The sequence below is a fragment of the Nocardioides sp. genome (assembly GCF_035503875.1).
Lineage (GTDB): Bacteria > Actinomycetota > Actinomycetes > Propionibacteriales > Nocardioidaceae > Nocardioides.
In genome coordinates this window covers 1-25196 of the sequence record NZ_DATJTA010000013.1, presented here as the reverse complement: position 1 = coordinate 25196, position 25196 = coordinate 1, and the positions used below count along the sequence as shown (strand labels likewise).

24 protein-coding genes are annotated in these 25196 nt (G+C 72.4%); 14 read left to right on the top strand and 10 right to left on the bottom strand.

Annotated elements, in window-relative coordinates:
* Positions 1-390 precede the first annotated feature (390 nt).
* The 6 genes from VMF51_RS03840 to VMF51_RS03815 all read left to right on the top strand — a co-directional run bounded on the left by VMF51_RS03840 (position 391) and on the right by VMF51_RS03815 (position 6330).
* A complete protein-coding gene (locus VMF51_RS03840; RefSeq protein ID WP_325473078.1) occupies positions 391-1938 on the top strand; it encodes an ABC transporter substrate-binding protein in 1548 nt (515 codons plus the stop codon).
* On the top strand, positions 1935-2924 hold the full coding sequence (locus tag VMF51_RS03835) for an ABC transporter permease (protein WP_325473077.1): 990 nt from the start codon (positions 1935-1937) through the stop codon (positions 2922-2924). The genes VMF51_RS03840 and VMF51_RS03835 overlap by 4 nt, the downstream gene beginning before the upstream one ends.
* Positions 2921-3760, top strand: coding sequence for an ABC transporter permease (locus tag VMF51_RS03830; RefSeq protein ID WP_325473076.1), 840 nt, complete (start codon positions 2921-2923; stop codon positions 3758-3760). The genes VMF51_RS03835 and VMF51_RS03830 overlap by 4 nt, the downstream gene beginning before the upstream one ends.
* The gene (locus VMF51_RS03825) at positions 3757-4737 is read left to right on the top strand and encodes an ABC transporter ATP-binding protein (RefSeq protein WP_325473075.1); all 981 of its coding nucleotides are present in this window, start codon (positions 3757-3759) and stop codon (positions 4735-4737) included. The genes VMF51_RS03830 and VMF51_RS03825 overlap by 4 nt, the downstream gene beginning before the upstream one ends.
* Positions 4734-5672, top strand: a complete 939-nt coding sequence (locus tag VMF51_RS03820; protein ID WP_325473074.1) for an ABC transporter ATP-binding protein — start codon at positions 4734-4736, stop codon at positions 5670-5672. Before VMF51_RS03825 ends, VMF51_RS03820 begins: the two co-directional genes overlap by 4 nt.
* 70 nt (positions 5673-5742) lie before the next feature.
* The gene (locus VMF51_RS03815; RefSeq protein WP_325473073.1) at positions 5743-6330 is read left to right on the top strand and encodes a pentapeptide repeat-containing protein; all 588 of its coding nucleotides are present in this window, start codon (positions 5743-5745) and stop codon (positions 6328-6330) included.
* 12 nt (positions 6331-6342) lie between these two features.
* On the opposite strand, the gene VMF51_RS03810 is transcribed toward VMF51_RS03815, so the two are convergent.
* Entirely contained in the window at positions 6343-7605 is a 1263-nt protein-coding gene (locus VMF51_RS03810; protein WP_325473072.1) for a glutaminase, read from the bottom strand.
* Between the two features lie 408 nt (positions 7606-8013).
* Here VMF51_RS03810 and VMF51_RS03805 point away from each other — a divergent pair, with 408 nt between their 5' ends.
* Genes VMF51_RS03805 through VMF51_RS03795 form a run of 3 tightly spaced genes read left to right on the top strand, consistent with a single transcriptional unit; the run spans position 8014 to position 12199 of the window.
* Positions 8014-11079 (top strand): MMPL family transporter, encoded by a 3066-nt coding sequence (locus tag VMF51_RS03805; protein WP_325473071.1) that lies wholly within the window; start codon positions 8014-8016, stop codon positions 11077-11079.
* 42 nt (positions 11080-11121) lie between these two features.
* Positions 11122-11658, top strand: a complete 537-nt coding sequence (locus VMF51_RS03800; protein ID WP_325473070.1) for a DUF4333 domain-containing protein — start codon at positions 11122-11124, stop codon at positions 11656-11658.
* Between the two features lie 43 nt (positions 11659-11701).
* A complete protein-coding gene (locus tag VMF51_RS03795) occupies positions 11702-12199 on the top strand; it encodes a pyridoxamine 5'-phosphate oxidase family protein (protein WP_325473069.1) in 498 nt (165 codons plus the stop codon).
* On the opposite strand, the gene VMF51_RS03790 is transcribed toward VMF51_RS03795, so the two are convergent.
* The 7 genes from VMF51_RS03790 to VMF51_RS03760 all read right to left on the bottom strand — a co-directional run bounded on the left by VMF51_RS03790 (position 12196) and on the right by VMF51_RS03760 (position 19605).
* Positions 12196-13557: an FAD-dependent oxidoreductase gene (locus VMF51_RS03790; RefSeq protein ID WP_325473068.1), complete on the bottom strand. Its 1362-nt coding sequence runs from the start codon at positions 13555-13557 to the stop codon at positions 12196-12198. The two genes, VMF51_RS03795 and VMF51_RS03790, sit on opposite strands and share 4 nt — an antisense overlap.
* The gene (locus tag VMF51_RS03785; protein ID WP_325473067.1) at positions 13554-14189 is read right to left on the bottom strand and encodes an aspartate/glutamate racemase family protein; all 636 of its coding nucleotides are present in this window, start codon (positions 14187-14189) and stop codon (positions 13554-13556) included. Before VMF51_RS03785 ends, VMF51_RS03790 begins: the two co-directional genes overlap by 4 nt.
* Before the next feature lie 695 nt (positions 14190-14884).
* Positions 14885-15589 (bottom strand): ABC transporter ATP-binding protein, encoded by a 705-nt coding sequence (locus VMF51_RS03780; protein WP_325473066.1) that lies wholly within the window; start codon positions 15587-15589, stop codon positions 14885-14887.
* Positions 15586-16305 carry an ABC transporter ATP-binding protein gene (locus tag VMF51_RS03775; RefSeq protein WP_325473065.1) on the bottom strand — a complete coding sequence of 240 codons (720 nt, stop codon included), beginning with the start codon at positions 16303-16305 and terminating at the stop codon, positions 15586-15588. The genes VMF51_RS03780 and VMF51_RS03775 overlap by 4 nt, the downstream gene beginning before the upstream one ends.
* On the bottom strand, positions 16302-17357 hold the full coding sequence (locus VMF51_RS03770; protein WP_325473064.1) for a branched-chain amino acid ABC transporter permease: 1056 nt from the start codon (positions 17355-17357) through the stop codon (positions 16302-16304). Before VMF51_RS03770 ends, VMF51_RS03775 begins: the two co-directional genes overlap by 4 nt.
* Positions 17354-18367 carry a branched-chain amino acid ABC transporter permease gene (locus VMF51_RS03765; protein ID WP_325473063.1) on the bottom strand — a complete coding sequence of 338 codons (1014 nt, stop codon included), beginning with the start codon at positions 18365-18367 and terminating at the stop codon, positions 17354-17356. The genes VMF51_RS03770 and VMF51_RS03765 overlap by 4 nt, the downstream gene beginning before the upstream one ends.
* 26 nt (positions 18368-18393) lie before the next feature.
* Positions 18394-19605: an ABC transporter substrate-binding protein gene (locus VMF51_RS03760; protein ID WP_325473062.1), complete on the bottom strand. Its 1212-nt coding sequence runs from the start codon at positions 19603-19605 to the stop codon at positions 18394-18396.
* A 237-nt stretch (positions 19606-19842) separates the two neighbouring features.
* On the opposite strand from VMF51_RS03760, the gene VMF51_RS03755 reads away from it, so the two are divergent.
* On the top strand, positions 19843-20643 hold the full coding sequence (locus tag VMF51_RS03755; RefSeq protein WP_325473061.1) for an IclR family transcriptional regulator: 801 nt from the start codon (positions 19843-19845) through the stop codon (positions 20641-20643).
* A gap of 85 nt (positions 20644-20728) precedes the next feature.
* On the opposite strand, the gene VMF51_RS03750 is transcribed toward VMF51_RS03755, so the two are convergent.
* Positions 20729-21001, bottom strand: coding sequence for a hypothetical protein (locus VMF51_RS03750; RefSeq protein WP_325473060.1), 273 nt, complete (start codon positions 20999-21001; stop codon positions 20729-20731).
* A 66-nt stretch (positions 21002-21067) separates the two neighbouring features.
* Here VMF51_RS03750 and VMF51_RS03745 point away from each other — a divergent pair, with 66 nt between their 5' ends.
* The 3 genes from VMF51_RS03745 (at position 21068) to VMF51_RS03735 (ending at position 22760) form a co-directional block, all read left to right on the top strand.
* Positions 21068-21232: a hypothetical protein gene (locus tag VMF51_RS03745; RefSeq protein WP_325473059.1), complete on the top strand. Its 165-nt coding sequence runs from the start codon at positions 21068-21070 to the stop codon at positions 21230-21232.
* Positions 21233-21278: 46 nt separating this feature from the next.
* Positions 21279-22247: an MsnO8 family LLM class oxidoreductase gene (locus VMF51_RS03740; RefSeq protein WP_325473058.1), complete on the top strand. Its 969-nt coding sequence runs from the start codon at positions 21279-21281 to the stop codon at positions 22245-22247.
* A gap of 126 nt (positions 22248-22373) precedes the next feature.
* Entirely contained in the window at positions 22374-22760 is a 387-nt protein-coding gene (locus VMF51_RS03735; protein ID WP_325473057.1) for a ClpX C4-type zinc finger protein, read from the top strand.
* Positions 22761-22766: 6 nt separating this feature from the next.
* Here the strand turns inward: VMF51_RS03735 and VMF51_RS03730 are convergent, their stop codons facing one another.
* The gene (locus VMF51_RS03730; RefSeq protein WP_325473056.1) at positions 22767-23984 is read right to left on the bottom strand and encodes a cytochrome P450; all 1218 of its coding nucleotides are present in this window, start codon (positions 23982-23984) and stop codon (positions 22767-22769) included.
* A gap of 889 nt (positions 23985-24873) precedes the next feature.
* Between VMF51_RS03730 and VMF51_RS03725 the strand changes: the two genes are divergently transcribed.
* A partial coding sequence (locus VMF51_RS03725; protein WP_325473055.1) for a hypothetical protein occupies positions 24874-25196 on the top strand: 323 nt, incomplete at its 3' end.

Here is a 25196-nt window from a genome sequence, read left to right as displayed (position 1 = left end):
GGCGGATCGGGTGGTCCATGCGAGCCTCCGAGAGCTCAACGACGGGGTGGGTTCGTGTCTCGATTCTACTCGAACGTAAGTTCGATTGCCCCTCGTCTTCCACAAGGCCGACTGTCGGCTCACGGGGTTTCGAGGCTCGCTTCGCTCACACCTCAACCAGCGGGGGCTCGCTCCGCTCGCACCTCAACCAGCATCGGGTCGGCGCCGCTCGCACCTCAACCAGCGGAGGGCTCGGCGTTGCTCGCACCTCGACCAGCGTCGGGGCGGCGTCCGGATGTCGAACTTAACGTCCATTTCACATGGACCGCGGTCTGCGGACTTCGCTACGTTATATCGTATATGTGAGCGGGATCTCATTTGCCCGCGGACCGATACGAGTAGGCGGTGTCCATGTCGCTCCACCCATCCACCCCCCGTCGCAGCAGCAGCCTGCGGCGCGTCCTCACCGGTACGACGGCCCTGGCGCTGGGCCTGGCGGTCCTGACCGCCTGCGGTGACGACGACACGAGCAGCGGCGGGGGTGCGGCCGTCGACGACGCGCACGTGACGCTCGCGAGCACGGCCATCACCAGCAGCCTCGACCCGGCTGCGGCGCTCTCCTCGGTCGGGCGCAGCTACACCAAGCAGGTCTTCGACCAGCTCGTCAGCTTCGACGCGAAGGGCGAGCTCCAGCCCGGGCTCGCCGAGAGCTGGGAGCGGGTCGACGACACGACGATGACCTTCACCCTGCGCGAGGGCGTGACGTTCTCCTCCGGCGCGGCGTTCGACGCCGACGCCGTCGTCGCGAACGTCGAGCGCGTGCAGTCGGGCGACCCGGCGTACACCTCGGTCGCGGCGAAGACCGGCACGATCGAGAAGGCCGTCGCGGTCTCCCCCACCGAGCTCGAGGTCGTCACCGACGGCCCGGATCCGATCCTGCTCAACCGGCTCACCCTGCTCGACATCGTCGACCCGGCGACGTTCGACACCGACCGTCCCGCGGGGACCGGCCCGTTCGAGGTGACCGACTACCAGGAGGGCACGAGCATCGAGCTCGAGCGCTTCGACGACTCCTGGCGCGCGAGCGACAACGTCGAGGCGATCACCTTCCGCGCGATCCCCAGCCCGACCACCCTGGCCAGCGCCCTGCAGACCGGCGAGGTCGACGTGGCCTTCGGCCTTCCGGCCGACGTCTCCGTGCAGCTGGAGTCGAAGGGCTTCACCACCACCAACCGGTCCGCCGGCTCCTCGGCGATCACCAGCCTGATCGCCGACGTCGAGCCCAAGCTGGCCGACGTCCGGGTGCGCCAGGCCATCAACTACGCCATCGACCGCGAGGCGTTCGTCGAGGGCTCGCTCGGCGGCTTCGGTACGCCGAACGGCAGCCAGTTCCTCCAGGAGGGCTACCTCGGGTTCGACCCCGACCTGCCCCACTACGGCTACGACCCGGAGAAGGCCGAGGAGCTGATCAAGGAGGCCGGTGCCGAGGGCCTCGAGCTCCCGATCGCGACCACCGCGCTGTTCAAGACCCAGGCCGAGGCGGTGGCCGGGTTCCTCAACGCGGTCGGCTTCAAGAGCGAGGTCGTCATCGAGGACCTCTCGGCGTTCATCGGCTCGCTGCTGCAGAAGAGCCAGACCCCGCTGCTCTACTGGCAGACCGACTACTACGACCTGCGTGACATCGCCGCCGTGACCCGCTTCGGGCCGCCCGCGCCGGGTCAGCAGGTGCACTTCGACAGCTCGGAGTACCAGGAGCTGTTCGTGCAGCAGGGCCAGGAGCTCGACGAGGACGCCCGTGCCGACCTCATCCAGCAGATGGCCAAGGTCATGCACGACGAGGCCGGCGTCCTGATGCTCGCCTGGCCGGACAACCTCTACACCTCCGCTCCGCGGATCAAGGAGCTGCCGCTGACCGGCGACAGCCTGATCCGGGTCGAGGAGATGGTCGTCACCAAGTGACCACCGTCGACGCGCGTCCCCCTGCCGCCGCCCGGCGGCAGGGGGGCGCCTCCCCCCGCCTGAGCCGGCTGCCCTTCCCGGTCCGGCTCCTGGCCCGGATGGCGTTCACGCTGCTCGGGCTGCTCACGCTGCTGTTCTTCCTGGTCCGTCTCAAGGGCGACCCCGCCGGCGTGCTCGCCGGCCCCTCGGCCACCCCGGATCAGCTCGACGCGATCCGGGCGGCGTACGGCCTGGATCGGCCGCTGTTCGTGCAGTACCTGGAGTTCCTCGGCGACACCGCGCGCCTCGACTTCGGCGAGTCCATCCTCAGCGGCGAGGCGGCGCTCGGCTCGGTGCTCGGCGCCCTGCCCGCGACCCTGCTGCTGATCGCCATCACGATGATCGTCTCGGTCGTCGTCGGGGTGCCCGCCGGGCTCGCGCTGCACCACGGCCCCCGGTTCGTCCGCGCCCCGCTCGGCGGCCTGCTGACCCTGGCCCAGGCCGTGCCGACCTTCGTCATCGGCGTCGGTCTGATCTCGCTCCTGGCCGTCCAGCTCGGCCTGCTGCCCGCCTTCGGCAGCGGCACCGTCGAGAGCCTGGTGATGCCGACGATCACGCTCGCCCTGTTCCCGATCGCGCGCACCGCGCGGATGATCGACGCCGAGCTCGACCTCGTCGACGAGCAGGACTTCCTGCGCACCGCCGCCGCCAAGGGCGCCTCGCGCCGCCGCGTGGTCTGGCGTCACGCGCTCCCCAACGCCTTCCCCGCCGTCACCGCCGCGCTCGTCGTCGAGCTCTCCTACCTGATCAGCGGCGCCGTCGTCGTCGAGGTCCTCTACGCGTACGACGGCATCGGCAAGCGCCTCGTCGACGCGATCTTCGCGCGCGACTACCCCGTCGTGCAGGCGGCCGTCTTCGTGATCGGCGTCGTCGTGGTCCTCGTCAACGTGTTCGGCGACGCCCTCCTCCGGGTCCTCGACCCCCGCACCGGAAGGGCCGCCGCATGAGGACTCCCGACCTCCGGTTCTGGACGCCCGTGACCGTCCTCGCAGTCGTCGTGACGGCCTGCCTGCTCGGCCCGGCCCTCGTCGACGCCGACCCCATCGCCCAGGACCTGGGCAACCGTCTCGAGGCGCCCACCTGGCTGGGCGGCAACGGCGGGCTGCTCGGCACCGACTCGTTCGGTCGCGACCTGCTCGCACGGACCCTCGCCGGCGGCCGGGTGTCGCTGGCGGTCGGCTTCGGGGCGGCCACCGGCGCCGTCGTGCTCGGGGTGCTGCTCGGACTGCTCGCCGGCTACCGCGGCGGCCGGCTCGACCGAGCGATCATGACCGGGGCCGACATCTGGCTGGCCTTCCCGTTCCTGGTGCTCGCCCTCGCCGCCGTCGCGGTCGTCGGCTCCGACATCCCGGTGCTGATCGCGCTGCTCACCCTCGGCGGCTGGGTGCTGCCCACCCGCGTGACCCGCACCGTCGTGCATCGGCTGCGTGGCGAGGACTACGTCGTCGCGGCGACCGGCGCCGGCGCCTCCGACCGGTACGTCGTCCTCAAGCACCTGCTGCCCCAGGTGCTCCCGGTGACCCTGGTCGTCTGGTCGTTCACCGTCGGCACGCTGGTGGTCATCGAGAGCTCGCTGTCGTTCCTGGGCCTCGGCGTACGACCCCCGACGCCGTCGTGGGGCAACCTCATCTCCGACGGCACGGTCTACCTCGAGACCGCCTGGTGGATCATCGCCTGGCCCTCGATCATGATCGCCCTGACCGTGCTCTGCGCGAACACCCTCGGCACCGCCCTGCGCCGACGCCTCAGCGGCGCCGGCCTCGACCCGGAGGTGCTGTCGTGAGCCACACCCTCGTCATCGACGACCTCTGGATCGAGGCGGGCACCCCCGAGCGCCCGCAGGTGCTCGTGCGCGGCGCCTCGCTGACCGTCCCGCGCGGCGGCGTCGTCGGTCTGGTCGGCGAGTCCGGCTCGGGCAAGACCGTCACCTGCATGTCGTCGCTCGGTCTGGCGGGCAGCGGCGTCCGCATCACGCGCGGGTCGGTCCGCCTGCTCGACACCGAGCTGGTCGGCGCGGACGCCGCGACGATGAGCCGGGTCCGCGGCGGCGTGGTCGGCACCGTCTTCCAGGACCCGCTCAGCTCGCTCAACCCGCTCCAGCGCATCGGCACCCAGATCGCCGAGGCGATCGTGCTGCACCGCGGCGGCCGCGCGGCGCAGCACCGAGCGCGGGTCGTCGAACTGCTCGCGTCGGTCGGCGTACCGGGCCCGGAGCAGCGGATGCGGGCCTACCCGCACGAGCTCTCCGGCGGGCTGCGGCAGCGGGTGGCGATCGCGATCGCGCTGGCCAACGAGCCGGCGCTGCTGGTGGCCGACGAGCCCACCACGGCGCTCGACGTGACGGTGCAGGCCCAGGTGCTCGAGGTGATCCGTGCGGCGACCCGCTCGCAGGAGCGCTCCGCGCTGATCGTCACCCACGACTTCGGCCTGGTCGCCGAGATCGCCGACCGGGTCGCGGTGATGTACGCCGGCCAGATCGTCGAGGAGGGACCCGTCGACGAGATCTTCGACAGCCCCCGGCACCCCTACACCCGCGGCCTGCTGGCCAGCCGGCCCACGCTCGAACCCGGTCGGCGCCGGCTCGCCGCGATGCCCGGCCGGCCGCCGGCGCCCGGCCAGTGGCCCGACGGCTGCTCGTTCGCGGCCCGGTGCGCGAGCGCCACGCCCCAGTGCGGCGAGGCGCCGCCGGTCCGTACGACGCCGAACGGCTGGAGCCGCTGCTGGCTGCCCGCCGGCCCGACCCTGGAGGTGGTCCGGTGAGCAGCACGGTGCTCGAGGTGCGCAACGCCCGCAAGACGTACGACGTGACCCGGAGCCGGCGTACCGAGCGGCTGGTCGCGGTCGACGACGTCACGCTGCGGGTCGAGGCGGGTGAGACCGTCGCGCTCGTGGGCGAGAGCGGCTGCGGCAAGTCGACCTTCGCCCGGGCCGCGGCGATGCTGGCGCCGCTGGACGAGGGCGAGGTGCGCTGGTCCGGCGAGCTGGTCTCCGGACTGCGACGGCGGCAGCTGCGGACCCACCGCCCACACACGCAGCTGGTCTTCCAGGACCCGGCGGCCGCGCTCTCGCCGCGGATGCGGATCGAGGAGATCCTCGCCGAGCCGCTGCACATCCAGGGACGCGGCGTCGAGGGCGCGGCCGACCTGCTCGACGCGGTGGGCCTCGACCGGTCCCTCGGCCGACGGCTGCCCCGCGAGCTCAGCGGGGGCCAGCGGCAGCGGGTGGTGATCGCGCGGGCGCTCGCCCTCCAGCCCCGGCTGCTCGTGCTCGACGAGCCGGTGGCGTCGCTCGACGTCTCGGTCCAGGCGCAGGTGCTCAACCTGCTCTCCGACCTGCAGGCCGAGCGCGGGTTCGGCGCGCTGCTCATCGCCCACGACCTGGCCGTGGTGAGCAGCGTCGCCGACCGGATCGGCGTGATGTACCTCGGCCGGATCGTCGAGGAGGGACCGGCCGAGGAGATCATCGCCAACCCCCGGCACCCGTACACCCGGATGCTGGTCAGCGCCGTCCCCGCATTCTCGCCGAGCGAGCGCCGCGACCGGGTGCCGGTCGCCGGCGACCCCGTCACCCCGTGGGCCGGCCTGCCGGGCTGCACGTTCGCGTCCCGGTGCCCGGCGGTCACCTCGCTGTGTCACGACCGGGTCCCCGAGCCGCGTCCGCACGCCGGCGTACGGGTGGCGTGCCACCACGCCTGACCACCGGGTCCGCTGTCGGCGGCACGGCGTACGGTCGTCGCCGTACGACGGACCCGGACGAGGAGCGTGGATGACGGTCACCGAGATCGACGGCGAGGACTGGCGCGCGCGTGACCTGACCGGCGAGCTGTACGTCGACGTCCGGTTCCACGACGTCGACCTCGGTCAGGTCGTCAGCCGGGGTGCGAGCTTCGACGGGTGCACCTTCGACAACGTCGACCTCGGCGGGGCGAAGCTCGCCGACACCGCCTTCACCGGGTGCACCTTCCGGCGCTCGTCGCTCTTCTCGACGACGTTCACCGGCTGCAAGCTGACCGGGTCGGTCTTCGAGCGCTGCCGGATCTCCGGGTTGAAGGTCGACGGCGGCATCTGGGACTACGTCGTGCTGCGCGGCGCGGACCTGCGCAAGAGCTCCTTCGAGGGCGTCAGCCTCCGCGAGGCCGACCTGGCGGGGACCCGCTTCGACGGGGCGACCCTGCGCGGGGTCGACCTGCTCGGCGCGACGCTGCACGAGACGACCTTCATCCGCGCCGACCTGCGCGGCTCCAACCTGGGCTCGTTCGACGTGCGCTCGCTGGTGCTCAAAGACGCGGTCGTCGACCCCGAGCAGGCTGTGCTCCTCGTCGAGAACCTCGGGCTGCGGGTCGAGACGCGCTGATCCCGCCCGGACTCAGCGCCGCCGCAGCACCGGCACCTCGACGCCGTCGCCGACGTCGAGGTCGCCGTCGGCGTGGTCGTCGGGGAACGCCTCGAGCATGCCCTCGGGGTCGATGAGGGTGACCGCGTGGCCGTCCAGCACGAGGCGACGCACCGCCTCCAGCAGCATCCGCCGGCCGATGTCACGGACCTCGTTCACCCGGGTCAGGTCGAGGACGACGGTCGACTCCGTCGGGGGCTCGTCGGCGAGGTAGCGCAGCACCCGCTCCATCCCCACGAAGTTCACCGAGCCCTGGAGCTCGTAGGTCCAGCCGTGCCCGGGCTGCCCGCCGGGGAGCTCGGTCCGACCTCGGACCAGCGAGCGGGCCGGCGGCGGCACCTCCATCAGGTGCATGCCCATGTCCCGGGAGAGCCGCTCGAAGACCTGGACGCCGCGGACCGAGTTGCCGTGCCGGTCGAGCCGCGGCGAGAACGTCGCCAGGCCCGCCTGACCGGGCAGGGCGCCGATCAGTCCGCCGGCGACCCCGCTCTTGGCCGGGATCCCGACGCTGGTGAACCAGTCGCCGGCGGCGTCGTACATCCCGCAGGTGGCCATCACGGCCATCACCTGGCGGGTCACCTCGTCGGGGACGACCCGCTGGCCGGTGACCGGCTGGACGCCGCCGTTCGCGAGCGTGGCCGCCATCAGCGCCAGGTCCCGCACGGTCACCAGGACCGAGCACTGCCGGGTGTAGCCCTCCACCACCTGCTGGGCGTCGGCCTCGACGATGCCGTGGCTGCGCAGCATGAAGGCGATGGCCCGGTTGCGGTCGGCCGTCTCCAGCTCGGAGGTGAAGACCGCCTCGTCGACCTCGAGCTCGCGGCCGGCGAACGCCGAGAACCCGCGCAGGACCGTCTCGTCGTCGATCAGCGCGTGCACGGTCAGCGCCCCGGCGTTGATCATCGGGTTGAAGGGGCGCCCGGTGCCGATCTCCAGCGACAGCTCGTTGAAGGCGTCGCCCGACGGCTCCACCCCGACCTTCGCCAGCACCGCGTCGAGACCGTGCCGGGCCAGGGCCAGCGCGTAGGCGAACGGCTTCGAGATCGACTGGATCGAGAACTCGACCTCGTCGTCGCCCACGGCGTACACGGTCCCGTCGACGGTCGCCAGCGCGAGCGCGAACCGCTCGGGGTCGGCGTCGGCGAGCTCGGGGATGTACGCCGCGAGCTCGCCGCTGCGGTCGGTCCCGCACTGGTCGAGGACCTGGGTCAGGTAGTCGGGGATCGGAGAGCGCACCCGCCCACCCCACCACAACCACCCAACCTCTCGGCTCGCCAGGTTTCGAGGCTCGCTCCGCTCGCACCTCAACCAGCGTCACGCCTCACGCTGGTTGAGGTGCGAAGGACGAAGTCCTGAGCCTCGAAACCCCGCACCACGAGAGTCGGCCCCGACCCAGGCCGACTCCCCGCTCACCAGGTTTCGAGGCTCGCTCCGCTCGCACCTCAACCAGCGTCGGACGGCCACGCCCCCGCTCGCACCTCGACCAGCGCCACGCCCCCGCTGGTTGAGGTGCGAAGGACGAAGTCCTGAGCCTCGAAACCCCGTACGACGAGAGTCGGCCTCGACCCCGGTCGTGGTCCCCAGAACAGGGGACGTTCGACGCCGGACGACCGATCCGGTCCGCCGCTTGACCATCCTCGGACGATGGCACGGTTGCTGCGCGCCCTGGGACGGTTCTGCGCGCAGCACGCCCTGGTGGTCATCGCCGTCTGGGTGCTGATCGCGGGGGCGGTGATCGCCGCGGTCTCCGGCGTGGGCGCGCAGACGAGCAACGACCTGTCCCTGCCCGGGACGGGCAGCCAGTCCGCGAAGGACCTGCTGGAGGACCGGTTCCCGCCGCAGCAGAACGGCGTCAACCCGATCGTCTTCGCCGTGCCGCAGGGCAAGCTCACGGACGCGGCGTACAGCCAGGCGGTCAGCGACTCGGTCGCGGCGATGGCGAAGGTCCCGCACGTGGCCAGCGTGACCGACCCGCTCAGCAGCTCCGGGCAGACGGCGGGACTCCTCTCCGACGACGGGGGTACGGCGTTCGCGCCGGTCCTGCTCGACATCGGCTCCGGCGAGCTGACGACCGAGATCGCCCAGGACGTCGTGGACGCGACCGACCCCGCACAGCAGGCGGGCGTGACCGTCGCGGCCGGAGGGTCGATCGGCTCCACCCTCTCGGCCGACGACTCCGAGATCAGCGAGATCGTCGGGATCGTCGCGGCGATGATCATCCTCAGCCTGGTGCTGGGGAGCCTGGTCGCGATGGGGCTGCCGATCCTCACGGCGGTGGTCGGGCTCGGGGTGGCCCTCGGCACCGTCGGCCTGCTCGGTCACGTCGTCACCATCCCCTCGGCCGGCCCCACGCTCGCGACGATGATCGGGCTGGGCGTCGGGATCGACTACGCGCTGTTCCTGATCACCCGCCACCAGGACCAGCTCCGAGAGGGCATGGGCGTGACCGACTCCGTCGCCCAGGCGGTCGCCACGTCGGGCAGCGCGATCGTCTTCGCGGGCTGCACGGTCGTGATCGCCCTGCTCTCGCTCGGGGTGGCGGGCATCCCGCTGGTGAGCGCGCTGGGCCTCGCATCCGCGATCGCCGTGGTCGCGGCCGTGCTCGTGGCGATCACGCTGCTGCCCGCGTTCCTCGGCCTGCTCGGACACCGGATCGGCTGGCTCCGCGTCCCGTTCGTACGCCGCGGCGCGGATCGCCCCGGCGGGCTCTGGTCGCGCTGGGCGCGGGTCGTCCACGACCACCCGCTCCTCGTCGCCGGGCTCTCGCTGGCGGCGGTCGCGCCGCTGGTGATCCCCGTCTTCGCCCTCGAGCTGGGCCAGGAGGACGTCGGCGCCACCTCGCCGGACACCACCGAGCGGCAGGCCTACGACCTGATCACCGACGGGTTCGGCGTCGGCTACAACGGCCCGCTCCAGGTCGCCTCTCGGCTCGACCCGGTCGCCGCGCCGAGCGCGGAGTTCACCCGGCTGTACGACCAGGCGACGGCGATGCAGGCCGACCTGGAGCAGCAGCAGACCGACCTGCCCCGCGAGGCGCACCAGCTGAAGGAGAAGCAGGCGCGGCTGGGGGCCCGCCAGCAGGAGCTGGAGAGCGAGGGCGACGCGCTGCAGGCGCAGCAGGCGACGCTCGAGCAGCAGGCCGCCGCGCTCCGCGCCCAGCAGGCCGACCTGGAGCGCCAGGCCGAGCAGCTGCGGGCCCGGCAGCGTCAGCTGGAGGCGGAGCGCGACCGCCTGGTGGCCCGCCGGGACACGCTCCGCCGCGAGGCAGAGGCCCTCGCCGCGCGCGCCCGGCCGCTGGTGGCCGAGCTCGCGCGGCTCGACGTACGCGCCCGGGTCCTGGAGAGGCGGATCGCGCACGCGCAGGAGCGGGGTCGCTCGGACCGGGTGGCCCGGCTGCGGGCGCGGCTTTCCGACGTTCAGGACCGGCAGGACGCCGTACGCCGCCAGCTGGCGCCGTTGGAGCGCGAGGCGCGCGAGCTGGCCGAGCAGGCACGCCGGCTCCAGCAGCAGGCCGAGGAGCTGCAACGTCAGGCCACCGCACTCCAGCGCCAGGCCGACGACCTGCAGGCCCAGGCCGCCTCGCTCCGGCAGCAGGCGACGGAGCTCGAGGCCGAGGGCGCGGACCTCCAGGCCCAGGCCGACGACCTGCAGCAGAAGGCCGCCACCCTCCAGCAGCAGGCGGACGCGCTGCAGGCCAAGGCGGACCAGCTGACGGCCGAGCAGCAGGCGTCCGAGCAGGAGAAGCAGCAGGCCGAGCAGCTCCAGGCCCAGCTCACCGCCATGGTCACCGCGGCCGGCGGCGACGAGCGGGGCACCGACGACCGGGTCGTGGCGCTCCAGCAGGCGCTTCAGGACACCAGCGGCGTCGTCGCGCTCACCCCGCCGCAGCTCAACAAGGACGGCGACGTCGTGCTGCTGTCCGCCGTGCCGCAGACGTCACCGGCCTCCGACGACACGGCCGACCTGGTCGTGGAGGTCCGCGACGACGTGCTGCCGCCGGTGAACGGGGCCGGGATGACGTCGTACGTCGGCGGCTACACCGCGTCGTACGTCGACCTCGCGGCGAAGATCTCCGACCGGCTGCTGCTCGTGATCGGCACGGTCGTGCTGCTCGGCTTCCTGCTGCTGATGATCGCGTTCCGCTCGCTGCTGATCCCACTGCAGGCGGCCCTGACGAACGTGCTCTCGGCGGCCGCGGCGTTCGGCGTCCTGACCGCCGCCTTCCAGTGGGGCTGGGGGCTGCCGGTGCTCGGGATCGACACGGCCGACGGCTCGGTGCCGATCGCGAGCTACGTGCCGCTGATGATGTTCGCCGGGCTGTTCGGGCTGTCGATGGACTACGAGGTGTTCCTGGTCAGCCACCTGCAGCAGCACCACCAGGCGGGCGAGGACGCGCGGGCGGCGGTCCGCTCCGCGCTCGCGTCGAGCGCCCGGATCACGACGACGGCCGCCCTGATCATGGCGTCGGTCTTCGCCAGCTTCATCCTCAACGAGGACCCCACGATCAAGCAGTTCGGCGTCGGTCTCTCGGTCGCCGTGCTGCTCGCCGGGTTCCTGGTGGTGACGCTCGCGCCCGCACTGCTGGTGCTGGCCGGCGAGGCCGCGTGGTGGCTGCCGCGCTGGCTCGACCGGCTGCTGCCGCACGTCTCGATCGAGGGCGACGAGCCCGCACCCGAGGCGCCGCTCGAGGAGCGCACGCCGGTCGGGTGACCGGCGGGTTTGGCCGCTCGCCCCCGGGTCGATGCTGTGCTGGTGACCCGCCGCGCCGTCTCCGCCCTGATCCTCTCGCTGCTCGTGCTGAGCGGCTGCTCGGCCTCGGTGTCCGTCGGCGCCCGGGCCGTCTCCCCCGAGAGGCTGGAGGAGGCCATCGCCGGGAAGATCACCGTCGACGGCGGCGCGGGCGACGCGGAGTCCGCCGGGATCGAGGTCTCCTGCGACGACGAGCTCCCGGCGGAGGTCGACGCGAGCGTGGACTGCTTCGGGACCGACGCGGAGGGCGGGCGCACCGGCTTCCGGACCGTCGTGACGGACGTGGACGGCCAGGACGTCGACTTCGACGTCGACCTGTTCCTCGACGGCGACACCCTCGCCGAGCAGGTGGGTGCGCAGCTGACGCAGCAGGGGTACGCCGTGGAGTCGCTGGAATGCGAGGAGGTGGCCGGCGAGGTCGACGCGACGTCCACGTGCACCGTCCAGGTCGAGGGTGCCGCCGAGACCGACGAGCTCGCGATCACCATCAAGGAGGTCGACGGGCTGCGGTTCCGCTTCGCCTACCGCTCCGTCACCTGATCCCGACCGATGACTCCGGCCGGCCGCGCCGGTCGGTACCGCCATGCCCACCGCACAGATCGACGCCCGCTTCGGCGTGCCGACCGCCAGCCCACTGCCCTGGACCGCCGTCGAGCGGCAGCTGACCGAGGCCGAGCTCTACTGGCTGACCACGGTCCGCGCCGACGGCCGCCCTCACGTGACGCCGCTCGTCGGCGTCTGGCACGACGGCGCGTTCGCCTTCTGCACCGGCGTCGGCGAGCAGAAGCAGGTCAACCTCACCGGCTCGCCGCTGGTGGCGGTCACGACCGGGTCCCCCGCCTGGACCTCCGGCACCGACATCGTCGTCGAGGGCCGGGCCGAACGGGTCGTCGGTCGGGCCTCGCTGGACCCACTCGCCCGGGCCTGGCGCGAGAAGTACGGCGCGGACTGGGCGTGGCAGGCCGAGGACGAGACCTTCGTCGGCGACGACGGCTCCCGCCCGTGGGTGTACGCCGTCCGGCCGGCCAAGGTCCTCGCGTTCGGCAAGGACCCACACAGCCAGACGGCGTACCGCTTCTAGCCGGCCGCCACGTGCTCGGCGGCCAGGAACGACAGCCCGAGCGCCGGCAGCAGCCCGTTGCCCGCGAGGTAGCCCGCCGCCCCGTGACCCGAGATGCCGGCGGCCGCCCCGCCCGCGGCGTACAGGCCGGTGATGGGGGTGCCGTCCTCGCGCAGCACGCGCGCGTGCTCGTCGACGACCAGCCCGCCCTGGGTGTGGAAGAGCGCGGGGGTCACCGGCACCGCGCGGTACGGCGCCCGCAGCGGCGCCTCCCAGCGGGTCCGGCCGTGCTCGTCGGGAGCCTCGCCCTCCGCGGCCGCGCGCGCGGCCTCCAGCGTCGCCGCCAGCACGCCCGCGTCCAGTTCCGTGCGCGCGGCCAGCTCGTCGACGTCCGAGGCGATCCGGGTCACCCCGGACTCGACCGTGTCGCCGTAGTCGGTGAACGGCAGGCAGGCCTCGTGGATCCGCTCGTCGAGCACGATCCAGCCGCGCCCGCCCGTCGCTGCCTGCAGCGCGGCGGCGTACTCGCTGTAGCCGGTGGTCTCGTCGCCGAAGCGGCGCCCGGACAGGTCGACCACGACGGCGCCGTGCATCACCGTCGCCCAGCCCGCGAGCGTCGCCGCCGGGGTGAGGGCGGCGTGCCCCTGGTAGGCGTCGAGGTAGGCCGACGCCGCGCCCAGCCGCTCGCCGATTCGCAGCGCGTCGCCGGTCGACCCCTCGCTGCCGTGGTAGGTCGCGCCCGCGATCTCGGGCAGGTGGCGGGCGACCAGCTCGCGGTCGGCGCCGAAGCCGTTGGTCGCCAGCAGCACGGCGCGGGTGGGGATCCACTCCTCGCCGTTGGGGGTCTCGACCAGGACCCGGCGGACCGCACCGTCGACCACCTCGACGTCGGCCAGCCGCGCGGGGACCATCAGGTCGATCAGGTCGGAGGCGCGCACGGCGCGCAGGATGTCCCCGAGCATGGCGTGGCCCGCGCGGCCCGGCACCGTGTGGCAGCGGTACGCCGAGTGCCCCGGGTAGCCGAAGTCGGTCACCAGCGACAGCGGCAGGTCGACGTCGTCGGCCAGCCACTCCAGCAGCCGGGCGCTGACGCCCGCCAGCGCGCCGGCCAGTCGCTCGTCGGCCTCGCCGTGGGTCTTCGCGCGGATGTCGGCGAGGAACTGCTCGGGCGAGTCCTCGACCCCGGCCTCGCGCTGCCAGCGGGTGCGGGCGCCGGGCACCATCGCCGTCGACATCGACGTGTTGTTGCCGCGCGCGAAGTGCTCGTTGCGCTCCACCACCAGCACGCTCAGCCCGAGCGACGCGGCCCGGAGCGCGGCGACCAGCCCGCCGCCCGCGCCCGCGACGACCAGGTCGGGTCCCTCGAAGTCCTCGCTCACGCCCGCACCCCCGTCACCGCACCGCGGTGGGCCAGCAGCGCCAGCGCCGCGGCCGTCGGGTCGAGCAGGTACGGCGCGCTGCGCTGCTCCTCGACCTCGACGGCCGAGCAGGCGTTGAGCACGAAGTCGCAGTCGAGACCGTCGACGGTCCGGGCCACGGCCGCGGCCCAGACGGCGTCGTCGGAGATGTCCTCGACCGCCAGGTCCAGGACCGCCGTCGGCGCCACCGTCGCCACGCCGTACGACGCCAGCCGTCGGTCCAGCTCCGCGGCGATGGCCGCGTTGCGGGCGACCGCGCCGAGCCGGCCGCCCTGCGCGGCGACGAAGCCCGCGGCCAGCCGGCCGATGCCGAAGACCGGTCGCTGCAGCCCGTGGTCGCCGTCGACCAGCGGGTCGAGCACGCAGTCGGGCAGGAAGCCGTCCCACTCCGCCGGGTCGGCCTGCCGGTAGCGCGCCAGCAGAGCCTCCTCGCTCGCCCGCATGTCGGCCTCGGTCTCCAGCGCGCGCGGCCCCTCCTCCAGGCGCTCGAGCACGACGCGCACGCCGTCCGGCGCGAGCTCGTCGTACCGCGCCTGGCGGCGGGCGAGCTCGGCCTCGTCGACGACGATCGGGGTGATGGCGAGCAGACGCATCAGGACACTTCCTCCTGGGTGTGACGGGACATGAGAGTGGGGCCACCGGCGGTCGAGCAGCGAGGAGCGCCGTCGGACCCACCGGTGGTCGAGCAGTGAGGAGCGCCAGCGACGAGCGACCGTCGAGACCCCCGCAGCGCGGAGGCGACGGTGGGCACCGCCGACACTCGGCCCACCGGGTCTCGACGGGCGCTCAGGACTTCGTCCTTCACTGCTCGACCACCAGGGCCGACCGGTGGTCGAGCAGTGAGGAGCGCCAGCGACGAACGCCCGTCGAGACCCCCGCAGCGCGGAGGCGACCGTGGGCACCGCCGACTCCCCCTCGCCGGGTCTCGACGGGCGCTCAGGACTCCGTCCTTCACTGCTCGACCACCAGGACCGACCGGTGGTCGAGCAGCGAGGAGCGCCGTCGGACCCACCGGCGGTCGAGCAGTGAGGAGCGCCAGCGACGAACGCCCGTCGAGACCCCCGCAGCGCGGAGGCGACGGTGGGCACCGCCGACACTCGGCCCACCGGGTCTCGACGGGCGCTCAGGACTCCGTCCTTCGCTGCTCGACCACCAGGGCCGACCGGTGGTCGAGCAGCGAGGAGCGCCGTCGGACCCGACCGGTGGTCGAGCAGCGAGGAGCGCCAGCGACGAGCGACCGTCGAGACCCCCGCAGCCCACAAGCAACGGCGACCGAGACCGACCACCGTCAGACCCCGAGGTACGCCTCGCGCACCCGCGGGTCGTCGGCCAGGTCGGAGGCCTTGCCCTCGAGCACGATCGCGCCGCTCTCGATGACGTAGGCACGGTCGGAGATCGCGAGCGCCTGGGAGGCGTTCTGCTCCACGATCAGCACCGTCACGCCGGTGTCGCGGATCCGGGTGATGGCCTCCAGCACCTGGGCGGCCAGGTTCGGCGCCAGGCCGATCGACGGCTCGTCGAGGGTCAGGCACTTCGGGCGTGCCATCAGGGCCCGGCCGATGGCGAGCATCTGCTGCTGGCCGCCGGACATGGTGTCGGCCCGCTGGTGGCGTCGCTCGGCGAGGATCGGGAACAGGTCGAAGACCTCGTCGAGGGAGGAGCGCACCGTCGAGCGGGACTGCGTGTAGGCGCCCATCTCGAGGTTCTCGACCACTTGGAGGTTGCCGAAGAGCGCCCGGTCCTGGGCGACGTGCACGAGACCCGAGCGGACCAGGCGGTGGGCCGAGCGGCCCTGCACCTCCTCGCCGTCGAAGCGGATCCGGCCACCGGAGATCCCGACCAGCCCGGCGATGGCGCGGAGCGTCGTGGTCTTGCCGGCGCCGTTGGCGCCGATGAGGGAGACGATCTCGCTGCGGTCGACGTGGAGCGTCAGGCCGTGCAGGATCTCCAGGCGCCGGTAGCCGGCGTGGATGTCGTCGAGCTCGAGCATCATGCGTGGTCCTCCCCCAGGTAGGCCTCGACGACCCGCGGGTCACGGATGACCTCCTGCGGATCGCCCAGGGCGAGCTCGCGGCCCTCGGCCATCACGAGCAGCCGCTCCGACAGCGCCATCACGGCCGCCATGATGTGCTCGACGAACATCACCGTGACGCCGTCGGCGTGGATCTCGCGGAGCAGCTCGATGATGGGCGCGCGCTCCGCCGGCACCAGGCCCGCCAGCACCTCGTCGAGCAGCAGCAGGCGCGGCTCGAGAGCCAGCGCCCGGGCGAGCTCCAGCCGCTTCAGCCCGGCGGTCGGCAGCGTGCCGGACGGGGCGGCGACGTACTCCTCGAGCCGGACCCGCTCGATCACCTCGAGCGCGTGGTGACGCGCCGCGCGGCGGGAGCGGTGGCGGTGGTGGGCCGCGATCGCGACGTTGTCCAGCACGCTCATGCTCTCGAAGGGGCGCATCAGCTGGAAGGTGCGGACGAGTCCCGCGCCCGCGACCCGGTCCGCGGACCAGCCGGTGATGTCGCGGCCGTCGAAGACGACCCGTCCGCTGCTCGGCGGCAGCTGGCCGGCGAGCAGCGAGAAGAGCGTCGTCTTGCCGGCGCCGTTGGGACCGATGATGCCGAGGAACTCCCCGTCGGCGACGGTCACGTCGACGTCGCTCACGGCCTTCAGGCCGGCGAACGACTTGGTCAGCTTCTCGACCTGGAGCAGGCTCATGAGCGGAACCGATCGCGCAGGGTGCCGTAGATGCCCTTGGGCATGAACAGCACGATGAGGATGAGCAGGGTGGCGTACACGGCGACGTCGAGACCGGACAGGCCCTCGAGGAACGACAGGAAGCCGGGCGGCTCGCGCAGGATGTCGGCGATCCACTCCGAGAGCGGGCCGACGATCAGCGCGCCGACGAGCGGACCCCAGATGGTGCCGATGCCGCCGATCACCGCCGGCATGATCGCGTTGACCGAGACCGCCGACCCGAAGGCCTGCTCGGGACCGACGAAGAAGTAGTACTGCGTGTAGAAGGAACCCGCCAGCGACGTCAGCGCACAGCTCGCCGCGACGGTGATCAGCCGGACCCGCATGACCGGGATGCCGAGGGACGCGGCGGCGACCTCGTCGTCGCGCACCGCCTGGGCGTACTGCCCGGTGCGCGAGTGCACGAAGGCGATGGTGCCGATCAGGCCCACGGCCAGGATGCCGAGCGGGATCCAGAAGTAGAGCGGGCTGCCCGCCTTCCACTGCATCATCGTCCAGGAGTCCTCGGACAGGATCGGGACGTTGAAGCCCTCCGTGCGGTGCAGCACGTCGAGGTTCTGCACGCTCAGCAGGAACACCATGGCGAAGGCGAAGGTCGCCAGCGCGAAGTACGACCCGGCCAGCTTGTAGCGCAGGCAGAGGAACGCGATCAGGCAGCCGGCAGCGGCGGAGATGACCGCGCCGACCACCATGGAGATCCACGGCGAGACGCCGTGCTCCACGAGGAGGTAGGCGCCGGTGTAGGCGCCGATGCCGAAGAACGCGGCGTGGCCGAAGCTGAACATGCCGCCGTAGCCGCTCATCAGGTTCCAGCCGACCGCCATGATCGCGAAGATCAGCGTCCGGACCGCGACCGTCTCGGTCTGGTCGTCCAGGAAGAACGGCAGCACCGCGAGGACGGCGACGAGGACGGCGAGGACGGTGTACGACCGGGCGGCGCTGCGGTCGCGCAGGCGCGGGTCGTCGGTGGCGACCGTGGTGGGCCGCCCGGGACGATCGGTGAGGGCCGTCATGACGCCGCCCCGATGATGCCCTGGGGCCGGAAGAACAGCACCAGCACGAAGACGGCGAAGACCAGGATCAGCGAGCCGGTGCCCGGGAAGTAGAGCGCACCCACGGTCTGCACCAGGCCGATGATCAGCCCGCCCAGGAGGGCACCGGTGACGCTGCCCAGCCCGCCGAGCACCACGATCACGAAGGCGAGGATCGTGAACTGCTCGCCGACGGTCGGGGTGAGGCTGAGGAACGGCGCCATCAGCCCGCCGGCGACCGCGACGCAGGCCGCGCCGATGCCGAAGGTCAGGGCGTAGATGCGGCGCACGTCGACGCCGACCAGGGAGGCGCCCTCGGCGTTGGCGGCGACCGCGCGGATCGACATGCCGAAGGAGGTACGGCGCAGGAAGAGCAGCAGCGCGGCCGCCACCAGCAGGGCGCCGGCGAACGCGATCAGCCGCTCGTACGACGCCACCGCGCCGAAGATCTCCAGCGACCCGTCGACCGAGCCGGGGACTCGCAGCGGACGGCCACCGAAGATCATCAGCAGCACGTTGATGATCAGCAGGCTCAGGCCGAGGGTGACCAGCAGCGGACCCTCGTGGCTGCCGGACAGGGTCAGCTTGTTGAGCAGCGCGACCTGCACGACCACGCCGAAGACGAACATGATCGGGACGGCGAGCAGCATGGCGACGTACACCGGCAGCCCGCCGGAGCTGGTCATCTCGTAGACCAGGTACATCGCCATCGTGAGCATCGCCCCCTGGGCGAAGTTCACGATGCCGAGGACGCCGAAGATCAGGGTCAGGCCGACCGAGACCAGCGCGTAGACGCCGCCCAGCAGCAGGCCGGTGACGACCGACTGGGTGACCAGGTCGGTGGCGCGGTCGCCCACGGCGTACACCAGGACGATCGCGACCACGACGGCCGCCACCACGCCGAGCGGGACCACCGCCTCGGAGGGACGGCGCAGCGTCCCGCGGTCCGGCGGCGCCTCCGGCGCCGCGGCCGTGCTCGTGGGTTCCGTCATGTCGTTCGTTCCTCCTCGCGCGCGGCTCAACGGCCGACCGGGTAGACGATGTCGGCGGTCTTGAACTGGTCCGGGAAGACCTGCTCGATCCGGCCGTCGCGGACCTGCATGACCGTCACCGAGGCGTTCTCGTTCTCGCCCGTCTCGTCGAAGGCGATCGGGCCTCCGAACTCCAGCAGCGGGTCCTCGACCTGCAGCCCGGCGATGGCGTCGCGCAGCTCCTCGGGGTCCTTGGACCCCGTCTCCTCCAGACCCTGGGCGATCACCACGACGGCCTGGTAGGCCAGCATCGCGGAGGTCTCCATGGTCCGGCCGTACTTCTGCTCGAAGCGGGCCCGGATGTCCTGGGCACGCTCGTCGGTGGCGGCGTAGTGGTAGTTGGCACTCAGTACGTCGGCGCCCGCCGCGCCCGCGTCGGCGGGGAACGCGCTGTCGTCGAAGCCGCCGTTGGCGACGCCGTACACCGCGTCGACGTCGCCGCCGAGTGCCCGGATCGCCTGGGCGATCAGCAGGCTGTCGGGGTAGTAGCCGGTCACGGCGAGGACGTCGGGGTCCGCGGCCAGGGCCTCGCGGACCTGGGTCGTGGCGTCGGTGAAGTTGGTGGCCGGGTAGGTCACCTCGGACACCATCTCGATGCCCTCCTTCTCGGCCTCCTCGGCGAAGGCGTCGTGGACGCTCTGGCCGAACGCGCCCTCGATGTGGAGGTAGGACACCTTCCGCACCGGCTTGCCGTTGGCGGCCGAGAGCTCGGCCAGCGCCTTGGCGCCGTCGCGGCCCATGCTGGAGGCGTTGGGCTGGATCCGGAAGGTGTGCTCGTAGCCCTGCTCGAGGATCACGTCGTCGACCGCGACGTCGATGACCAGCGGCACCCGGTTGCGCTCGGCGACCGCGGAGACGTTGGCGGTGACGTCGCTCTGGTACGTGCCGATCAGCGCGACCGCGCCCTCGCTCACCAGCCGCTGGGCCTCGACCTGGCCGGCGTCGGCGGTACCCTTGCTGTCACCGGCCCGCAGGACGAGCTGGTCGCCGCCCAGGGACTCGATGCCCCCGGCCGCGTTCAGGTCGTCGACCGCCAGCTGGGCGCCTTCGTGCATCATCTCGCCCTGACCGGCCAGGGCGCCCGTCAGCGGGTGCACCGAGCCGATCACGACCTCGTCGTCGGCCGGCTCGTAGCCACCGCAGGCCGAGAGGGCCAGGGCGCCGAGGAGACCGACGACAGCGAGGGGGAGCTTCTTCATGGTGCGAGACCGTCCTTCCGGGCCGGACGACTGCGGAAGCGTTCCGTCGGCAGGAACGCCTTCCGAGCCAGGCATCGTTTCGCTGAGCGGGCCATCCAACATGCGAACTGGTCCAGTCCAGCGGGATCGGCGTCACTATTGCACGTCCCGTACCCCGAATTCCAGAGGCTGCCGCGAACGACGTCGTTCTGATATCGTTTCTCTCAGCGAAACGCACGCGGAAAGGCGAGGTGCGCGATGAGCCCAGACACCCCTGCGACCGACGAACGCGAGACTCCAGGCGGAACCGAGGCCGCGGACCGGGTCGCCGACGTACTGCTGCTCTTCGGCCGCTCGGACGACCCGCTCGGCGTCTCCCGGATCGCCCGCGACCTGGCGTTGAGCAAGGCCGTGGTGCACCGGATCCTGCGCTCGCTCGCCTCCCGCTCGCTGATCCAGACGGCCCCGGGCCGGGCCGGGTACGTGCTGGGACCTGCCGCCGCCGGACTCTCGATCCGCGCGTGGAGCCAGCTGGACCTGCGGACCGTCGCGTCGCCGGTGCTGCGTCGCCTGCGCGACCGGACCCGTGAGACGACCACCCTCTCCGTGCTCGTCGGCGACCAGCGGGTCTACCTCGACCAGTTCGAGAGCCCGCAGGAGATCAAGATGGTCGTCGAGATCGGCCCGCGCTTCCCCCTGCACTCCGGCGCGTCCAGTCGGGCCATCCTGGCCCACCTGCCGCAGCCGTTCATCGACTCGGCCGTGCGCCAGATGCTCCAGCAGGAGCCGGACGCCGACGTCGAGGCCTACCTCGCCCAGCTGGCCGAGATCCGCGAGCGCGGGTACGGCATCTCCCTCAACGAGCGCGGGACGGGCGCGGCGTCCATCGCCGCCCCGTTCTTCGACGCCGCCGGCAACGTGCTGGGCTCGATCAGCGCCTCCGGGCCGATCTTCCGCTACAGCGACGAGTCGGGCGAGGAGCAGCGGGAGCAGATCCGGCTCGTGGTCGAGGCCGCCGGCGAGGTCACCGAGCGGCTGCGGCCCGACGTACCGGCCTGACCCGGGCTCGGCGCCCCACCAGACACGACGGCTCCGCACCCGGCGGGTGCGGAGCCGTCGTCGTGCCCTCACGGGCGGGTCGAGGTCATCGGTGCGCGGGCGACTTGCTCCTGCCCATCAGCCCCTCGACGACGCCGACGAGGAGGACGGCAGCCACGATCGCCACGATCGCGCCGATGACGTTGAGCTCGCCGAAGTCGCCCGTCCCGAGGGCGGTGGCGACGACGCCGCCGATGAGCGAGCCGATGACGCCGAGGACCAGGGTGCCGAGCAGGCCGAGGTTCTGGCGGCCGGGCTTGAGCAGGCGGGCCAGGGCGCCGACGACGAGACCGAAGACGAGGAAACCGATGATGGACATGGAGGACCGGTACCCCGTTCGGCGCGGCCGATCTCGACGCCTTGCAGGAGTGGGTACCTCTCGTCCATGAGCGAGAACAGCAACGAGCCCGACCCCCAGGACGGCCCCGACCTCGACGCCGAGCGTGAGGAGATCGGCGAGCTGCAGGACCGACTCGACGCGGAGGCGGAGGGCGACGGCCTGGCCGCCGAGGCTGGCCGGAGCGAGGAGACGGGACTCTCCCAGGGCTGAGTCCGGCCCCGGGAAGGAGGCCGGCACCCGCGGCGTTGGAGCAGGCGTGAGGCTCTCGCTGCTCGACCGGTCCCGGACGCGGGCCGGCACTGTCGACGCCACGGCGCTCGAGCTCACGGTGGCGCGCGCCGTCCACGCCGAGCGGGCCGGGTACGAGCGGTTCTGGGTGGCGGAGCACCACGCCGTACCCGGGATAGCGTCGGGGACGCCGGCCGTCCTGCTCGCCGCGGTCGGCGCGCGCACCTCCACGATCCGCATAGGCTCGGGCGGCGTCATGCTGCCCCTGCACCAACCGCTGGTCGTCGCCGAGCAGTTCCTCGTCCTGGAGGCCCTGCACCCGGGCCGGGTCGACCTCGGACTCGGCCGCTCCTCCGGCTTCACCCCGCCCGTACGCCACGCGCTGCGCCGCGACCTCGACGCCGGCGACCTCTTCGAGAGCGACCTCCGCGAGCTCCGCGGCTACCTGGAGGGCACCGGCGAGGTGACCGCCAGGCCCGCTGCGCGCCGTACGGTGCCGATGCACGTGCTGGCCACGGGACGCGGGGTCGAGATCGCCGCGCGGCTCGGGCTGCCCGTCGTCGTCGGCGGTCCGGTGCTGGACTCCGAGGACGTGGGCGAGCTGCTCGCCGGCTATCGCCGTACCTTCCGACCCCACCGGGGAAGCGAGCCGTGGGTGACGGTCTCGCTCGACGTCCTGGTGGCCGACGACGACGCCGCCGCGCGCGAGCTCGCACTCCCCGAGGCCTGGGCGATGGCGCAGTCGCGTCAGACCGGCGAGTTCCCGCCCCTCGAGCCGGCCAAGGTGATCCGTGACCGGACGTGGCCGGCGCAGGTGGGCCGCCGCGTCGAGGCCGCCCTGGAGCGCGCCGCCGCGGGAGGCCCCGAGACGGTACGCCGGCGCCTGGAGCGGCTGGTCGATCGGACCCGCGCCGACGAGGTGCTCTCCAGCGCCTCGACCCACGATCACGAGGCGCTGCTCGCCTCCGATCGGCTGCTGCGCGACCTGGTGGCGTGAGACGGACCGGTCGTACCCGGACCAATATTCGCTCTCCCGTGCGATCATCGGACACGGCTGTCAGGAGTGACGTATCACCGCGCGGGTGTATCTCCGGTCCGCTGACAACGGCGTGGAGGGGTTGAGATGGATCACGATGTCACCCGGAAGAGGTGCTCGTTCTGCGGGCGCCAGGGCGAGCGGGGGCTGCAGTTCGCGGGCGGCTTGGGCGCGATGATCTGCGAGGACTGCGTCACGCACTACCACGAGCTGTTCTCGGACACCGCCGCGGCGGACGCCGCCGCAGCACCGCCCTGGGAGCGGATGACGGACGCGGAGATCCTCGCCGCCATCCCGTCCATCTCCCAGACGGCCGCGCAGGTCGACGACTTCCTCGTCGAGTGGATCGAGCTCGCCCGGAGCCGGAAGCTGTCGTGGACCCAGATCGGGAAGTCGCTCGGGGTCTCCAAGCAGGCCGCGTGGGAGCGGTTCGCCCAGCGCGTGGACGACGCCAAGAGACGCTCCACCGCCTGAGGGCGCTCACCGGGAGTGGCGCGCGCTGAACCGGACGGCCGGGCGGACCGGCACCAGGGACGAGCGCGGGTCCTCGGACAGCGGCGACCTGCTCGTCGGATCGGGTTCCAGGTGCCAGTTCCGGATGATCGCGGAGAGCGCACTGGTCATCGTCGCCAGCCCGAGATGCTGGCCCGGGCAGAGGTGCAGACCGCGCCCGAAGCCCAGGAAGCCGCGCATGGCCGACCGGTGCTGCCACCGGTCCACGTCGAAGGCCGACGGGTTCTCGAACACCGCGGGATCGCGGTGGATGACGTAGGGGCTGATGATCAGCCGGTGCCCGGGCGCGAGCTCATACCCACCGAGCACGGTCGCCTCGGTGACGGTGCGGTTCAGGATCCACGTCGGAGGGTGGAGACGCAGCGCCTCGAGGATGACGGCGAGGGCGAGCGGGGATAGGGAACCGGGCGCCTGCGGGCGCTCCAGCGACTCGGCGAGGAGGTCCTCCTGCAGGCCGGGTCGGTGCGCGAGCTCGAGGAGCGCCCAGGCGACGCCGATGGCGGGGATCCGGTGCGCGGCCAGCATCGAGCCGATCACCAGGTCCGCGAGCCGGTCCGGCGTGGCGTGCGCCAGCTGCTGCCTGCGGACCACCTGGGCGACGTAGTCGTCGGCCTCCGGCGTGCGACGGCGCGTCTCGATCAACGGGTCGATGACGGCGCGCGCGGCGCGGTAGGCGAATCGGATCCGCAGCCGGGACGGGGTCGGGAGGAAGGACGGGAGGGCGAAGGGGCTGCCGAACACCGCGGCCAGACGCGCCAGCAGCCGGCCGACGACCGGCTGGACGGTGGACCAGTCGTCTCCGAAGTAGTGCCCGTACGTCACTCGCGTGAGGACGTCCTCCAGACGGGGAAGCGGGTCGAGCGCCATCGCGGCGTTCGTCGTCGTTCTCGGGAAGGCCTGCTCGATGAGCCGGGAGGTCTGCGGCCCGAGATGGGTGACGGCTGTTCGCCGTAGACCCGGGCCCAACGCGGTGAGGGCCTCCGCAGCAGCTCCTGCTTGTCGTACGGTGACGCGCTCCGAGCGGAAGTTGCCCAGGATCGCGAACGCACGCTGACGATTGGTGAGGACCTCGTGTGCCAGGTCGACGTCGTTGACGATCGTCGTCCGATCGTCGAACGCGACGATCGCGCCGTACCGCTCCCGCAGCCCCAGGAGGAAGCCGAGCCGGTCCTCCTCGTAGGCCATGAGGTTCCCGGCCCACCGATCCCCTCGGGGTCCAGGCGGACGGGTGCGGAGCGCCGTCGATCCTGCCGTGGTCATCACCGTGTGCTCATCGCCAGATGTAACCCGAGTTCAGGCTCCGACCGTGCGAGCGCTGGACCAGGCGGGCGATGGTGAACTTCATACGACGCATGACAACCTCCAGGTGGCCGTCGTCAGGCTGGTCCTGACGACTGTCAGGCGCATCTTGACGGACACCGAGCCTCGGATCCGGAGCGACACGCCAGAGAGTGCGGCCGTGTCGTCGTACTCGGGTGGACTACACCAGCGTCAGGGCGTGCTTGACGATCCGCTGGGCGATGAACTTGACTCGAAGCCTCCATCGGCAGCACCCGCCCGCCCTCGACTCAAGACCCGACGCCGATTCCGGTGCGTCGGGCACCGAAACTTGTCGCGCGGTTGACAAGTTCGGGAACAAGTCGCGGCTGTCCGAGGTCCAGCACGCGACATGTGGGTCTAGAGCGCCTAGCGTCGATCAGTACCGACGCCGAACAGGCGTCCATTGCGGGGGAGGGTCGAGATGGCGCAGGAGTACCGAACGGTCACGCCAGCCGGGGTCAAGGTGCGTGAGATCACGATGAGCGCGCTCGCGCGCCTCGGACTCGTGTCACCGGCGACGCTGGGAGGGATGACTCCCGAGGACCATCAGCGCAACTGGGACTCGTGGATGTCGGACGCGTCGGAGCCAGACCCGAACGCGCACTACACCCCGTACCGGTCGACCGACCCGACGACGCCCGACGGGGAGCAGCAGTCTCCCCCGGATGTCCCCTGATCGACGCCCGGCTTGCCATCTGCTGCCCAGCCCCATCTCGGGACGGCGGCTCTCGCACTGCGGCCTGCCCTGGACCCGATGGTCAAGCGGGTCGTCGACGACATCGTGGCGGCACTGCCGCCACACGCCGCCGCCCCGGGAACCCCGCGCCACCAGCTGCTGCTGAGGGCCGCCCGGGTCGCGGCGCACCACTTCCTCGACGACGCCGCCGGCCCTGAGGAGCCGGACGGCGCGAACGGCTCAGGCGGCCGGGTCGACCAGGTCGACGAGCTGTTCCGGCGCCTCGGCCGGACCCAGGCCGAACGCGACCACGACTGGACCACCCTCGACACCAGCCTCCACGTCGCCACCCGCGCCTCCTGGCACCAACTCGTCGACTTCGCCACCACCCACGACCTCAC

Coding starts and splice junctions, on each gene's coding strand:
- VMF51_RS03745 (WP_325473059.1), top strand. CDS start 21,068: ATGAGCGAGAACAGCAACGAGCCCGACCCCCAGGACGGCCCCGACCTC.
- VMF51_RS03750 (WP_325473060.1), bottom strand. CDS start 21,001: ATGTCCATCATCGGTTTCCTCGTCTTCGGTCTCGTCGTCGGCGCCCTG.
- VMF51_RS03830 (WP_325473076.1), top strand. CDS start 2,921: ATGAGGACTCCCGACCTCCGGTTCTGGACGCCCGTGACCGTCCTCGCA.
- VMF51_RS03775 (WP_325473065.1), bottom strand. CDS start 16,305: ATGAGCCTGCTCCAGGTCGAGAAGCTGACCAAGTCGTTCGCCGGCCTG.
- VMF51_RS03840 (WP_325473078.1), top strand. CDS start 391: ATGTCGCTCCACCCATCCACCCCCCGTCGCAGCAGCAGCCTGCGGCGC.
- VMF51_RS03785 (WP_325473067.1), bottom strand. CDS start 14,189: ATGCGTCTGCTCGCCATCACCCCGATCGTCGTCGACGAGGCCGAGCTC.
- VMF51_RS03780 (WP_325473066.1), bottom strand. CDS start 15,589: ATGATGCTCGAGCTCGACGACATCCACGCCGGCTACCGGCGCCTGGAG.
- VMF51_RS03730 (WP_325473056.1), bottom strand. CDS start 23,984: ATGGCCTACGAGGAGGACCGGCTCGGCTTCCTCCTGGGGCTGCGGGAG.
- VMF51_RS03755 (WP_325473061.1), top strand. CDS start 19,843: ATGAGCCCAGACACCCCTGCGACCGACGAACGCGAGACTCCAGGCGGA.
- VMF51_RS03770 (WP_325473064.1), bottom strand. CDS start 17,357: ATGACGGCCCTCACCGATCGTCCCGGGCGGCCCACCACGGTCGCCACC.
- VMF51_RS03760 (WP_325473062.1), bottom strand. CDS start 19,605: ATGAAGAAGCTCCCCCTCGCTGTCGTCGGTCTCCTCGGCGCCCTGGCC.
- VMF51_RS03765 (WP_325473063.1), bottom strand. CDS start 18,367: ATGACGGAACCCACGAGCACGGCCGCGGCGCCGGAGGCGCCGCCGGAC.
- VMF51_RS03805 (WP_325473071.1), top strand. CDS start 8,014: ATGGCACGGTTGCTGCGCGCCCTGGGACGGTTCTGCGCGCAGCACGCC.
- VMF51_RS03795 (WP_325473069.1), top strand. CDS start 11,702: ATGCCCACCGCACAGATCGACGCCCGCTTCGGCGTGCCGACCGCCAGC.
- VMF51_RS03815 (WP_325473073.1), top strand. CDS start 5,743: ATGACGGTCACCGAGATCGACGGCGAGGACTGGCGCGCGCGTGACCTG.
- VMF51_RS03735 (WP_325473057.1), top strand. CDS start 22,374: ATGGATCACGATGTCACCCGGAAGAGGTGCTCGTTCTGCGGGCGCCAG.